Annotated in this window: 9 protein-coding genes and 1 pseudogene; 6 read left to right on the forward strand and 4 right to left on the reverse strand. The window is 71.1% G+C overall.

Going from position 1 to position 13,123, the window contains the following annotated elements; translation table 11 throughout:
* The first annotated feature begins 131 nt into the window (after positions 1-131).
* Together P3T41_RS09370 and P3T41_RS09375 are read left to right on the forward strand one after the other, a co-directional pair.
* Entirely contained in the window at positions 132-1,061 is a 930-nt protein-coding gene (locus P3T41_RS09370) for a hypothetical protein (protein WP_280689174.1), read from the forward strand.
* A gap of 229 nt (positions 1,062-1,290) precedes the next feature.
* On the forward strand, positions 1,291-2,238 hold the full coding sequence (locus tag P3T41_RS09375) for a hypothetical protein (RefSeq protein WP_280689175.1): 948 nt from the start codon (positions 1,291-1,293) through the stop codon (positions 2,236-2,238).
* Between the two features lie 184 nt (positions 2,239-2,422).
* Here the strand turns inward: P3T41_RS09375 and P3T41_RS09380 are convergent, their stop codons facing one another.
* Positions 2,423-3,430: a LacI family DNA-binding transcriptional regulator gene (locus P3T41_RS09380; RefSeq protein ID WP_280689176.1), complete on the reverse strand. Its 1,008-nt coding sequence runs from the start codon at positions 3,428-3,430 to the stop codon at positions 2,423-2,425.
* A gap of 391 nt (positions 3,431-3,821) precedes the next feature.
* Between P3T41_RS09380 and P3T41_RS09385 the strand changes: the two genes are divergently transcribed.
* Together P3T41_RS09385 and P3T41_RS09390 are read left to right on the forward strand one after the other, a co-directional pair.
* Positions 3,822-7,445, forward strand: a complete 3,624-nt coding sequence (locus tag P3T41_RS09385; protein ID WP_280689177.1) for a choice-of-anchor D domain-containing protein — start codon at positions 3,822-3,824, stop codon at positions 7,443-7,445.
* 203 nt (positions 7,446-7,648) lie between these two features.
* Positions 7,649-8,191 (forward strand): YceI family protein, encoded by a 543-nt coding sequence (locus tag P3T41_RS09390; protein WP_280689178.1) that lies wholly within the window; start codon positions 7,649-7,651, stop codon positions 8,189-8,191.
* Between the two features lie 149 nt (positions 8,192-8,340).
* On the opposite strand, the gene P3T41_RS09395 is transcribed toward P3T41_RS09390, so the two are convergent.
* Together P3T41_RS09395 and P3T41_RS09400 are read right to left on the reverse strand one after the other, a co-directional pair.
* Positions 8,341-8,979 (reverse strand): response regulator transcription factor, encoded by a 639-nt coding sequence (locus tag P3T41_RS09395; protein WP_280689179.1) that lies wholly within the window; start codon positions 8,977-8,979, stop codon positions 8,341-8,343.
* On the reverse strand, positions 8,976-10,493 hold the full coding sequence (locus tag P3T41_RS09400; RefSeq protein ID WP_280689180.1) for a sensor histidine kinase: 1,518 nt from the start codon (positions 10,491-10,493) through the stop codon (positions 8,976-8,978). The genes P3T41_RS09395 and P3T41_RS09400 overlap by 4 nt, the downstream gene beginning before the upstream one ends.
* 274 nt (positions 10,494-10,767) lie before the next feature.
* Here P3T41_RS09400 and P3T41_RS09405 point away from each other — a divergent pair, with 274 nt between their 5' ends.
* Both P3T41_RS09405 and P3T41_RS09410 read left to right on the forward strand, forming a co-directional pair.
* Entirely contained in the window at positions 10,768-11,841 is a 1,074-nt protein-coding gene (locus P3T41_RS09405) for an ABC transporter permease (protein ID WP_280689181.1), read from the forward strand.
* Positions 11,842-11,852: 11 nt separating this feature from the next.
* Positions 11,853-12,563 carry an ABC transporter ATP-binding protein gene (locus P3T41_RS09410; RefSeq protein WP_280689182.1) on the forward strand — a complete coding sequence of 237 codons (711 nt, stop codon included), beginning with the start codon at positions 11,853-11,855 and terminating at the stop codon, positions 12,561-12,563.
* Between the two features lie 12 nt (positions 12,564-12,575).
* On the opposite strand, the pseudogene P3T41_RS09415 reads toward P3T41_RS09410, so the two are convergent.
* Positions 12,576-13,088, reverse strand: a pseudogene (locus P3T41_RS09415) (Uma2 family endonuclease); the annotation flags it as partial.
* Positions 13,089-13,123: the final 35 nt, after the last annotated feature.

A 13,123-nucleotide genomic window follows, 5' to 3' on the forward strand; every position in this document is an offset into this window, starting at 1 on the left:
GTCGTCCGAGACGCCTTCGACAGGCCCTGGGGCCGAGCGGAGTAACTCCCCAGGCCGACCCGTGGCGGCCGTGCATAACTTCGTGATCGAACGACGACGTTCACCCACCACCCTCCCACCGGAGTACCCCGATGCGGATCCCCGCCCTCCTCACGGCTGCCCTGCTGCTGCCGCTCCCCCTCGCCCAGACGGCTGCGGCCGCCGCCGTCCCCCGACTGCACGGCGCGAGCCACGGCCCGGCCCTGCGCGGCGCCACCACCACCGCCGGCCACCGCTCGACGTTCGCCAAGGACCTCAGCGTGCAGGTCAGCCCGCCGTCCTTCCCGACCGCCCCCGGCGCGGTCGGGAAGGTGCTGGTGACCATCTGCAACAACGGCACCGAGACCCCCACCTCCGCGACGCTGGTCGTCAACGGCCCGGCCAATCCGGGGCTCACGCTGGTCCCCGGCCCGTTCCAGTCGGGACCGGTCGACGGCGGCTGGAACTGGACCCGCTTCCCGGTCGCGCAGAACCTGAAGCCGGCCAGCTGCGAGACCGACACGATCTTCGCCAACACGATCAGCACCACGCCGGGGCCGGCCGGCTACCCCGGCGGCACCGCCGTGGTGACCTGGGACCCGAGCCAGAACCCGAACGACAACTCCACCACCTGGAGCTTCGACACCTCGGCCCCGGTGAACAACGCGGTGCTGGAACTGGTCCGTCCCCCCAAGCCCGCCGCCCCCGGCAACCCGGCCGACTTCGAGGTGCTGGAGCGCAACCTCGGCCCCTCCAGCGGCTATCCGGTGCCGGGCAAGGTGGTGGCGACGCTGCCGGCCGGCTCGAAGTTCCTGAGCAGCGCGCCCGACTACCGGCCGTGCGCGATCTCGGCCGACGGCACCACGGCGACCTGCGACGACGACGTGCTCAACACCTGGGCCAACGTCAACCGGGGCTTCGCGCTCCAGGTGGACCCGCACGCGACGCCGGGGACCAGCATCCCGGTGACGGTCACTCAGCTGGCGCCGGGCAACCCGGCCCCGCACCGGTTCACGCTGACCGTGCTGATCCCGGTCTGCTGATCAACCCACCGAGTCGCCCCCAGGGGCACTGAACGGCCCGCATCAGATTCTGCTGATGCGGGCCGTTTCGTCAGCAGATCGTCCCGCTGATCGATGACGTCTCCGTAAAATCTGTCGACTTGTCATGTCCGAGGTATGGACGGTTCGCGAAGCAGCTGGTTGGGTTGCGCGCGGCACCACGTAGGTCCTCCGATTCCCGCGCGACCCCCACCTTCGGGAAGGACTCCCCATGCCCATCCGCTCCCTCGCCGCCGCCGGCGCCGCCCTCGGCGCCGCCGCACTCGCCACGGCCACCCTCGGATTCGCGGGTCCGGCCTCGGCCGGCGTCAGCCACTTCGGCGTCAAGCCGCTGCACCCGGGCGCGCACGCCCAGGCGGCGACGGCGACCTCCACCAACACCCTGTCGGTCGACTCCAACGGCACCCAGGGCGTGGTCTCGCCGACTCCGAAGGTCTACCTGGTCTTCTGGGGTTCGCAGTGGTCGAAGAGCGACCCGGCCGGAGTGGCGCCCGACATGCAGGCCATGTTCAAGGGCCTCTACGGCAGCCAGGACACCTGGGGCACCATCCTCGACCAGTACTGCGAAGGCGTCGCGAAGGGCACCAGCACCTGCGGCACCAAGGGCACCCACGTCCAGCACCCGACCAGTTCCCCGCTGGCCGGCGTCTGGTTCGACAACGCGGCCGCCGAGCCGACCAGCGCCACCGCCGCGCAGCTGGCCGCCGAAGCGGTCAAGGCCGCCGGGCACTTCGGCAACAAGACCCAGGCGCCGAACCTGAACGCCCAGTACGTGATCCTCTCCGACACCGGCATGCACCCGGACGGCTTCCCGAGCAGCGGCTTCTGCGCCTGGCACGACTTCACCACCTCGGCGTCGTACGGCAAGATCGCCTACACCAACATGCCCTACGTCCCGGACACCGGCGTCGACGGCTGCACCACGCTGACCGACGGCCGCGCGCTGTCCGGCATCGAGTCGACCGAGACGCACGAGTACGCGGAGACGGTGACCGACTTCTGGCCCAGCATCGGCTGGAACGGCACCAACGGTGAAATCGGCGACGAGTGCGAGAACATGGACGCCTTCGTCAAGCTGAGCACCGGCAGCTTCGACCTGCAGGGCCTCTGGTCCAACTCGGCCAACGCCTGCGTGACCTCGACGGCCGCCAAGCACTGACCGCCACCCCGCCCCACACTCCGGGTGGCCCGGCCTGACGTACGGTCAGGCCGGGCCACCCGGCCAGCAGTTCCCACAGAAGGGCCGGACCCGTGCCGGATCCGGCCCTCACCGCACCTCGCCTCGCCCTCTCGCACCTCGCCTCATCGCGCGCAGAGCCGACCGAACGGCGAGCCCGGCAGCACTACTTGGGCGCCGGTCCGGTCGAGCCGCGCACGACCAGCTCCGGCTCGAAGAGCAGCTCGTCGTGGGTGACCTTAGCGCCGGCCAACTCGCCGATCAGCAGCCCGACCGCCGCGCGCCCCATCGCCTCGATGGGTTGCCGGATCGTGGTCAGCGGCGGATCCGTGCAGGTCATGAAGGACGAGTCGTCGTAGCCGACGATCGACACGTCGCCCGGCACGTCCATCCCGCGGCGGCGAGCCGCCCGCACGGCGCCCAGGGCCAGCGGGTCGGAGGCGCAGACGATGGCGGTGACGCCGCGCCCGAGCAGCCGCGCCGCGGCGGCCTGACCGCCCTCCAGCGAGAACAGCGCGTGCTCGACGTCAGCCTCGCCGAGCTCCAGCCCGGCCCGGCCGAGGGCCGGCCCCGCGGCCGCCAGCTTGCGCCGTGAGGGCATGTGATCGGGCGGGCCGAGCACCAGGCCGATCCGCCGGTGCCCGAGCGAGACCAGGTGCCCGACCGCCTGCTCGACCGCCACCGCGTCGTCGCAACTGACCTGCGGGAAGCCGAGTTCCGGGATCGCGGCGTTCATCAGCACGGTCGGCAGGCCTCGCTGGGAGAGCAACTCGTAGTGCTCGTGCACGGATTCGGCCTGCGCGTAGAGCCCACCGAAGAAGACCACGCCCGATACCTGCTGCTGGAGCAGCAGTTCGACGTAGTCGGCCTCGGAGACGCCGCCCGCGGTCTGCGTGCAGAGCACCGGGGTGAAGCCCTGCTGCGCCAGCGCACCGCTGACCACCTCGGCGAAGGCGGGGAAGATCGGGTTCTGCAGCTCCGGCAGCACCAGCCCGACCAGCCGCGAGCGTTCGCCGCGCAGTTGGGTCGGACGCTCGTAGCCGAGCACGTCCAAGGCGGTCAGCACCGCGCCACGGGTCTGCTCGGAGACGCCGGGTTTGCCGTTGAGCACCCGGCTGACCGTCGCCTCACTCACCCCGACCTTCTTGGCCACCTCGGCAAGTCGTCGTGTCATGGCGACCAGCCTAGGGCATCCACCGCAACCCGCTTGCTTCTTCTTGCAAAAATCCAGCACCGCTTGCCGCAAGCGATCTGCCGCATTTGGCGGGGAAAACGGCCGGCGGGCTGACTCGGCCCACTTCAGATCTTGCAAGTGAACGTCGCGATTCGACAGTCTTGCGTCTAGATATTGCACGCACGTGTCAGAGCAGTTACGGTTCCCCTCGCGTCGGCACCATGTCCGCCCGCTCACCCAAGCCCGCGGACCACCTCGCCGCTCTGCCACGCACGGACCCAGCGAGGCGCATTCCCCGCCCCACTCCCCCACCCCACCACATCCCGCCCCGCTCGCCCGGCGGTGGTGCCGACCGCGCTCACTGGCATGTCCATGCTGAATGGAGCAAGAGATGTTCCACCCCATCAGGAACCTGACCCGAGACCTGAGACGAGCGCTCGCCCCGGCGGTCGTCACCACGCTGCTGGCCGCCACCGGCGTCCTGGCGGTGGCGAACCAGCCGGCCTGGGCCACCACCACCGCCTCCACGACCACCGCCGCCGCCACGAGCACCGCCGCCGCCACGGCCACCGGAGGCAGCGGCGCAAGCCTGCCGTACGTCGAGGTGCAGGCCGAGAACTCCGCCACCAACGGCACTGTCATCGGCCCGAGTTACACCCAGGGCCAGCTCGCCGACGAGGCGTCGGGGCGCAAGGCCGTGACGCTGCAGGGCAGCGGCCAGTACGTCTCGTTCACCACACCGGTGGCGACCAACTCGATCGACTTCCGGTACAGCATCCCGGACACCTCGGACGGGTCGGTCTACACCGCGCCGCTGTCGCTCTACATCAACGGCACCAAACAGAGCGACTTCACCCTGACCAACGCCTACAGCTGGTTCTACGGCGGCTACCCGTTCACCAACACCCCCGGCAGCAACCCGCACCACTTCTTCGACGAGACGCACCGCCTGCTCCCGACCAGCTATCCGGCCGGCACCACCTTCAAGCTCCAGGTCGACCCGGGGGACACCGCGTCCTCCTACACGATCGACTTCGCCGACTTCGAGCAGGTCGGCCCGGCCCTGACACAGCCCGCGGGCTCGGTCTCGGTGACCAGCGAGGGCGCCGACGCGACCGGCGTGAACGACGCGACCAGCGCGTTCAACGCGGCGATCAGCGCGGCCGGCGCCGGCGGCACGGTGTGGATCCCGCCGGGCACGTTCAACATCCCGGGCCACATCAGCGTGAACAACGTGACGATCGCGGGCGCCGGCATGTGGTACTCGACCGTCACCGGTTCGGCCCCCGGCTTCTACGGCAACTCGGCGCCCTCGCCGAGCAGCAACGTGCACCTGCAGAACTTCGCGATCTTCGGCAACGTCCAGGACCGCAACGACGGCGCCCAGGTCAACGGCATCGGCGGCGCGTTGAGCGCCTCGACCGTCTCGAACCTGTGGATCGAGCACGACAAGGTCGGCGCCTGGATGGACGGGCCGATGGACAAGCTGACCTTCAGCGGCATGCGGATCCGCGACACCACCGCGGACGGCATCAACTTCCACGGCGGCGTCACCAACTCCACCGTCACCAACAGCGATATCCGCAACACCGGTGACGACGGCATCGCCACCTGGGCGGACTCCAGCATCGGCGCCGACGCCAACGACACCATCTCCAACAACACGGTGCAGTTGCAGATGCTCGCCAACGGGATCGCGATCTACGGCGGCCACGACAACACCGTCACCGGCAACCTGGTCCAGGACAGCGGGATCACCCAGGGCGGCGGCATCCAGGTCGGGCAGCGCTTCACGTCCACCCCGGTCGGCACCACCACCATCTCGAACAACACCCTGATCCGGGACGGCGACCTCGACCCGAACTGGCAGTTCGGCGTCGGCGCGCTCTGGTTCGACGGCAGCCAGGGGTCGATCACCGGACCGATCAACGTGAGCAACGCGCTGATCGAGCAGAGCCCGTACGAGGCCGTGCAGTGGGTCGAGGGCACCATCAGCGGGGTCTCGCTCGACAACGTGACCATCGCCGGCACCGGAACCTTCGCGCTGCAGGAGCAGACCGGGGGCGCGGCGAGCTTCAGCAACGTCACCGCGAGCGGCGTGGGCGCGTCCTCGCCGGTCTACAACTGCGAGGGCGGGAACTTCACGGTCACCGACGGCGGCGGAAACTCGGGCATCAGCGGCACGCCGCTCTGCGGCCCGTGGCCCGCCCCGGTCTACCCGCCCTACCCGGCCACCGGCGTGACCGCCACCCCTGGCGCGCTCAACTTCGGCTCGGTGGCGACCGGTTCGACCGGCGCCGCGCAGAGCGTGACGGTCAGCAACCCGACTGGTTCGGCCGCCGCCGTCGCCTCGATCGCCACCAGCGGCGACTTCGCGCAGCGCAACACCTGCGGCTCCAGCATCGCGGCGAACGGCTCGTGCACGGTCAACGTGACCTTCACGCCGACCGCGACGGGCGCCCGCAGCGGCACCCTGACCGTCAACGCCGGTGGGAACACCGACACCGTCAGCCTCTCCGGCACCGGCACCGCGCCCGGCCCGGTGCTGAACGCCGCCCCGGCGAGCCTGTCGTTCGCCGGCACCGTGGTCGGCTCCTCGACCGCCGCCCAGGCCGTGACGGTGACCAACTCGGGCACCACCTCGGCGAGCGTCTCCGGCGTCGCGGCGACCGGTGACTTCAGCCAGACCAACAACTGCTCGACCGTCGCGGTGGGTGCGTCCTGCACCGTGAACGTCACCTTCACCCCCACCGCGGGCGGCTCGCGCACCGGCAGTCTGACCATCACCGGCAGCGCGAACAACAGCCCGACCACCGTCGCGCTGACCGGCAGCGGCATCGACAGCAGCACCGACATCGCGGCCGGCCGGCCGGCTGCGGCGAGTTCGGCGAACAGCCCCTACGTCGCCGCCAACCTCACCGACCCGGATCCGTCGACCTACTGGGAGAGCCAGAACGGCTCGTTCCCGCAGTGGGCCCAGGTCGACCTCGGCCAGAGCTTCCGGATCGGCAAGGTCGTCCTCAAGCTGCCGCCGTCCACCGCTTGGGCCACCCGCACCCAGACCCTGTCGCTGCTGGGTTCGACGGACGGCTCCACCTTCTCGACGATCGTCGGCTCGGCCGGGTACACCTTCGACCCGAACGCCAACAACAACACGGTGACCATCACCTTCAACGCCACCACGGCCCGCTACGTGCGGGCGAACATCACGGCGAACACCGGATGGGCCGCCGGTCAGCTCTCCGACTTCGAGGTGTTCCCGAGCGGCGGCGGCACCAACTCGGCCACGCTGGCGGCCAACCCGAGCTCGCTGGCCTTCGGCGGACAGACGGTCGGCACCGGCAGCGGCGCGCAGACCGTCACGGTCAGCAACACCGGCACCGCGGCCGCCACCGTCTCCGGCATCACCGCCACCGGTGACTTCGCGCAGAGCAACACCTGCGGCGCCTCGATCGCACCGAGCGCGTCCTGCACGGTCAGCGTCACCTTCACGCCGACCGCCACCGGCACCCGCACGGGCAGCGTCACGGTCAACGGCAGCGCGGGCAACAGCCCGCTCACCATCGGCCTGACCGGGAGCGGGAACCCGTCCTCGACCACCAACCTGGCGCTGGGCGCGACCATGACCGCCAGCGGCTACACCCAGACCTACGTGCCGTCCAACACCAACGACGGCAACACCAGCAGCTACTGGGAGAGCACCGACAACGCCTTCCCGCAGTGGCTCCAGGCGGACCTGGGCACGAGCCAGCAGCTCGGCTCGATCACCCTTGACCTGCCGCCGTCCACCGCCTGGGCCGCCCGCACCCAGACCCTGAGCGTGCTGGGCTCCACCGACGGCAACACCTGGACGACGCTGGTCGGCTCCGCCAACTACACCTTCGATCCGGCGACCGGAAACTCCGTCGGCATCACGCTGCCAAGCGGAACCGACGACCGCTACCTGCGGCTCAACTTCACCGCGAACACCGGCTGGCCGGCCGGGCAGATCTCCGAGTTCCAGATCTTCGACTGACCGGCTACTGAACCGGCTCACTGGGCGGTTCAGGAGGAAGGGGGTGGGGCCGTCGCTACGTGCGGCGGCCCCCACCGCTGTGGAGGTGACTCTGGGAGTGGCTCCGGGAGTGATTCTGGGAGTGGCTATAGGCTGCGGAAAAGTAAGGAGATATGCTATTGATAGCTACAAGCAAAATGTCACCTCCTGAAGGCGTGATCGCCATGGCGAACCCCACTTCCCAGTCCTCTCCGCTCCCGGCCGCCGATCTGAGCGTCGGCGCCTGGCACCTCGACCCAGCCGCTTCCTCGGTCCGCATCCAGCACAAGGCGATGTGGGGCCTGGTCAACGTGAAGGGCGCCTTCACCAAGCTCAGCGGCGAGGGCGAGCTGCTGCCCGACCGCTCCGCGCACGGCACGCTGACCGTCGACGCCGCCTCAATCGACACCAAGAACGCCAAGCGCGATGTCCACCTGCGCTCCGCCGACTTCTTCGACGTCGACAATCACCCGACGTTCACCTTCACCGCCGACAGCGTCACGGCGGACAACGCCGGAATCGCCCAGGTCACCGGCCACCTCACCGTGCTCGGCACGACCCGCCCGCTGGAGTTCACCGCCCAGGCCGCCGCAGCGACTCCCACGGATGTCACGCTCACCGGCGAGGTCGCCGTCGACCGTGTCGACTTCGGCATGGGCTGGAACAAGGGTGGAATGCTCAAGGGCCTCACCACGGTCACCCTCAGCCTGCGCTTCACCCGCCACTGAGCGGGGCGCAACCCGGCATGGCCGATCACGCGTAGCGGCTGTCGGGAGCGCCGGCCTGCTGGACGGCGCGGTCACCCGGGCGCGGGCCGGCCCGGCGAGGGCCGCCCCGCGGTCCGGCGCCCAGCGCCCACCCCGTTACAGCTGCAGTACTAGCCGGCCCGGATCAGGCCGCTGCTGAGGCCGGCCGCGATCGCGGAGGTGCGGCTGTCGACGCCGAGCTTCTCGTAGATGTGGACCAGATGGGTCTTGACGGTGGCCTCGCTGATGAAGAGGCGTTTGGAGATCTGACGGTTCGCCAGCCCCTCGGCGAGCAGCTGGAGGATCTCGGCCTCCCGCGGTGACAGGGTGGGCCGGCCGGCCCGGACTCGCCCGAGCAGCCGAGCCGCCACCGGAGGAGCCAGCACCGTCTCGCCCCGCGAAGCAGCCTGGACGGCGGCGACCAGCTCCTGGGGCGGCGCGTCCTTGAGCAGGTAACCGGTCGCGCCGGCCTCGACCGCGGCCAGGATGTCGGCATCGGTGCTGTAGGTGGTCAGGATCAGCACGGCGGGCGGGTCGGGCAGCGCGTTGATCTGCCGGGTCGCCTCGACGCCGTGCATGCCGGCGCCCATCTGAAGGTCCATCAGCACCACATCGGGCCGCTCGGGCCCGGGCAGGGCCGCCAGCAGGCGCAGCGCCTCGGCGCCGTCGCCGGCCTCGCCGACCGCTGACAGCTCGGGGAGTTCGTCCACCATCGCGCGCAGGCCACGGCGCACCACGGGATGGTCATCGACCAGCAGGACCCGGATCATCGCCCGCCCTCCGCACTGTGGTCGGGGCTGAGCGGGCCGACGATCACCCCGGAGGTGATGAACGCGGCCGGCGCGTACTTCTGCCGGTTGGGCCTGCCCCAGCCGAAGCCGTATGTGCCGAGGCTGTCCAGGTCGACGTCGTCCAGGCCGATGTTGCCCGGTCCGACGCCGTCCAGGCCGATCTCGTCCGGGCCGAACTCGGCAGTGCCGAAGCCGTCGATGCCGAGGCTGTCCGTGTCGAGGCCGTCCGCCGGGAGCTCGCCCAGCGGCAGCGAGACCGCCACCGCCGTACCCTCGCCCAGGGCGGACTCGACCGTGAGGCTGCCGCCGAGGGCGGCGATCCGCTCGCGCATCCCGTGCAGGCCGAAGCCGCCGGTGCCGGTCGGATCGGCCAGCTCGAGCGGGTCGAAGCCCACGCCATCGTCGAACACGTCGAGCGTCACCTCGTCGTCCAGGTAGCTGAGAGTCACCGCGATCCGGCCCGCTGCGGCGTGGCGCACCGCGTTGGCCAGCGCCTCCTGGGTGAGCCGCAGCAGGGCGACCTCGGCCTCCACCGGCAGCGGGTAGGGCTCGCCGTCCAGATGGAAGACGGCGCCGCGCCCGGCCGAGAGCCGGCGCAGTGCCTCGGCGAGGGTGGCGTCGTCCAGTGCCGGCGGGGTCAGCGCCCGGACGAAGCGGCGGGCCTCGGCGAGGTTCTCGGAGGCGGTGCGGCCCACCTCGCCGATCCGCTCGGCGGCGGCCTGCGGATCGGCGGGCAGCGCCGCCTCCGCCGCGCGGGCCAGCATCACGATGCTGGACAGACCCTGCGCAAGGGTGTCGTGGATCTCCCGGGCCAGCCGCTGGCGCTCCGCCAACCGTCCGGCCGCGCGCTGGCTGGCCACCAGTTTGCTCTCGGTGCGCACCAGGTCCTCGATCAGGCGCTGGCGGGCGCGGCTCTCCCGGTAGAGCGCCGCGTACCCGTAGGCGGTGAGCAGCGCGACCGCGGCGCCGGCCAGCGGGCCGAGCACCTTCGCCGTGCTGAGACCGCCCTCGGTGCCGGCCTGGGCGGCCACCACGATGCCGGTCAGCCCGAGCACGGCGGGCACCGCCCAGCGCACCGGCAGCAGGTGCAGGCAGACGAAGTAGAGCGGGAAGGCGAGATAGCAGAACTCGGGATGCAGCAGGGTGAGCGCCGTCCAGAGCACCACCACGGCGGCCAGCCAACCACCGGCCCAGCGCCGGTCGGTACGCACCCGCTGAACCCGGCCACCGAGCGCGTAGGCGGCGCCGAGCGCGATCGCGAGGAGCAGACCGGCCGGGCCCGGGCCGCCGTGGCTCAGCTCACCGGCCAGGAGACCGCGCAGCAGCAGCACTGCCAGCAGGACGAAGAAGAGCCCGTGCAGGGCAAGGTTCATCGTCCGCAGGGCAGGCGTGCTGGCGGCGTGTCCGGCGAGGACGGGGGCGGGGCGGCCGGCGTCGGCACGACCGTTCGCACGGTCCCGGTCGGCGCGGCCTGGGTGGTTGAGGCGGTTCACGCCTTCCGAGAGTACGGGCATCGGTGCGCCTGGCCATGCCCTGCGGCATCAACCGTTCGATGGATTCCCGCCTCCATCGAGCGAACGGCCCGCAAGCCGCTCCTCTCGGCGATGGCAAGCAGGGCGCCGATCGCCAGAGTTGGAGACGTCGGCAGCCGGCCGATGCCAACCGTCGCCCGTCAGCACCAGCCACCAACCAGCCACCGACCAGCCACTAACCACCAGCCACTAACCACCAACCACCAACCACCAACCACCACCGAAGAAGGTAGTCGTGTTCGTCGCCCTGCGGGACATCCGCTTCGCCAGCGGCCGCTTCGCCCTGATGGGCGCGGCGGTCACGCTGATCACCACCCTGGTGGTCTTCCTCTACGGACTGACCGGCGGGCTGGCCGCCGCGGCCTCCTCCACGGTCGCCGGGTTGCCGGCCGACCGGATCGTCTTCGGCGCGCCCGCCGGTGCCGCGCCGACCGTCTCGTTCAGCTCCAGCACCGTCTCGGCCGAGCAACAGGCCGGCTGGTCCGCGGGCCCGGGCATCTCCGCGGTCGAGCCGTTCGGCCTGTCGATGACCCGCCTGACCTCCGACGGCCCGGCCGCCTCGGTCAGCGTGCTCGGCGTCCCCGGCGGGCTGCTGCCGACGCTCCGCTCGGGCGCCGCCCCGAACGACGAACAGGTCGCCGTGGGAGCCGACACCGCCGCCCAGAACCACCTGACCGTGGGTCAGCAGGTTCGGATAGGGCCTAAGACGCTGACCGTCAGCGCGATCACCGAGCCGCGCTCCTACGCCCACGCGCCCACCGTCTGGACCACGCTGCCCACCTGGCAGGCGCTCAGCGGCCAGAGCCGACCCACCGCACTCGCGATCACCACCGGCACGGGCGCCGACCTCAGCGCCCTCGATCAGGCCCAGAACACCAAGGCCGTCACGGTCGACGACGCACTGACGGGCATCGACGGCTACGCGGCCGAGCAGGGCAGCCTGCAGCTCATCCAGGGCTTCCTGTTCGCGGTCAGCGCCCTGGTGGTCGGCGCCTTCTTCACCGTCTGGACGATCCAGCGCAAGCCCGACATCGCGGTGCTCAAGGCAGTCGGCGCGAGCAGCGCCTACCTGGTCCGGGACGCCCTCGCCCAGGCCGCCGTGGTGCTGCTGGCCGGAGCCCTGCTCGGCGGCGCGGCGGGCGCGATCGGCGGGGCGGTCGCCTCGGCCGGAGTGCCCTTCGACCTGAGCCTGGCCAGCATCGCGGTACCCGTGGTCGCCATGGTCCTGCTGGGCCTGCTGGGCGCCGTGCTCGCCGTGCGCCGGATCACCGCCGTCGACCCGATCGCCGCCCTCGGCGCCAACCGATGAGGAAGCAACTGATGCCCTCCACCCTCGCCGCCCCGCGGACCCGCACCGGCCTGGCCCTGCGCGACGTCACCCTCACCTACCCCGACGGCGAGCAGCGCCTGACCGCCCTGGACGAGGTCTCCTTGGAGGTCGCGCCGGGCGAGTTCACGGCGGTCGTCGGCCCCTCCGGCTCCGGCAAGTCCAGCCTGCTCGCGGTCGCCGCCACCCTGCTGCGCCCCGACCGCGGCCAGGTCCTGCTCGCCGGTCAGGACGCGGGCACCCTCTCCGACCGGGCCCGCACCACCCTGCGCCGCGACCACCTCGGCATCGTCTTCCAGCAGTCCAACCTGCTCGCCTCCCTCACCGCGGCCGAGCAGTTGCTGGTCCTCGCCGACCTGCGCGGCGAGCGCCCGGCCCGGGCCCGCTCCCGCGCCGAGGAGCTCCTCGCTTCCGTCGGCCTCGACCCCGCCAAGCAGCGCCGCCGTCCCCACCAGCTCTCCGGCGGCGAACGCCAACGCGTCAACATCGCCCGCGCCCTCTTCGGTGAGCCCTCGGTCCTGCTGGTGGACGAGCCCACCTCCGCCCTGGACCACGAGCGCGGCGCGCAGATCGTGGACCTACTGGCCGAGGTCACCCGAGTGCACAGGACGGCGACGGTCATGGTCACGCACGACCGCGCGCTGCTGGGCGGCGTGGACCGGGTGCTGGAGATGGCAGACGGGCGACTGACGGTCGGTCAGTGAGAGTCCGGGTGGTCAGGCCTCAGGGCCCAGGACGCTGTCCACGTCGAGCTTCACGAGCGCACCGATCGACTCGGGGAGCTCGAAGGACTGCCCGGGGTGGTGGACGGCGTGGACGCGGTACTCGCCGTCCTGCGGGTCGGTGAGCACGCGCACGCGGCGGTTCTTCCAGTCGACGATCACGTAGAGGGGAATGCCGGCGCCGGCGTAGACCGTGGGCTTGGCCATGAGATCCATACGGTAGTCGGCCGACGTGACCTCGACCACGAGTCGGAAGACGGCGGGCTCGCAGCAGCCGTATTCGGCCAGGTGATCTCGGTAGTCCGCGTCGACGACCACGAGATCAGGGATGGCGTAGCCCGACGGACCGTCCGGGAGCCAGAGTCCGATGGCGTGCAGCACTCGTGCCTGCTCAGCATGCAAGCCGGCTGCCGCGAGCAGCAGCATGAGGTCAGTCAGTGATTCGGCGTGTGAGCCGTCGGCGGGCGGCGTCACGATGAGCTGGTTCCCGAGGATCTCGACGCGATAGCCCTCGTGATCCCGATGGAACTACTCAGCCAGCT

Origin of the sequence: Kitasatospora sp. GAS204B, assembly GCF_029892155.1 — a bacterium.
GTDB lineage: Bacteria > Actinomycetota > Actinomycetes > Streptomycetales > Streptomycetaceae > Kitasatospora.